Origin of the sequence: Paenibacillus sp. 598K, from assembly GCF_003851045.1 — a bacterium.
Taxonomy (GTDB): Bacteria; Bacillota; Bacilli; order Paenibacillales; family Paenibacillaceae; genus Paenibacillus_D.
Genome location: NZ_BFBX01000135.1, coordinates 18928 through 19375, shown reverse-complemented (window position 1 = coordinate 19375; position 448 = coordinate 18928). Strand labels below are relative to the sequence as shown.

The window sequence follows — 448 nt, the reverse complement described above, 5'->3', positions numbered from 1 at the left end:
GCTGCCGCAACGTCGGAGCTCGCGACATGAGCTGCGCCTCCGTGCGTCGGGCTGCCCGCCGAGGCATGGCCTCCCGGAGCACTCGCACCATGCGCTGTCCCTCCGTCCGCCGGGCCGCCCGGAGCGCTCGCGCCATGAGCAGCCCCTCCGTCCGCCGAGGCAGGGCCTCCAAGAGCGTTCGCTCCCGGATTGCCTACGCTCGCCAGATCCGCAGCTACAGTCACGCTCGCGCCCGACAGCAGCACCTCGCCTGCCTTGCGCAGCGTGGCGGCGTCGCGCGCCATCCAGCCGACCGTATCGAAGCTCGGCGCCAGCGGGATCAGCCCGCGCGCGTCGACCGCCCCGTGCGTCGGACGCAGGCCGTACAGCCCGCAGTAGGCGGCAGGCACGCGCACCGAGCCGCCGGTGTCGGTGCCGATGCCGAGCTCGGCCAGCCCCTGCGCCACCG

General features: G+C 74.8%; 1 pseudogene. It reads right to left on the bottom strand.

Features of this window, described 5'->3' with window-relative positions:
• Nucleotides 1–230 precede the first annotated feature (230 nt).
• Nucleotides 231–448, bottom strand: a pseudogene (locus PA598K_RS39110) (amidase family protein); the annotation flags it as partial.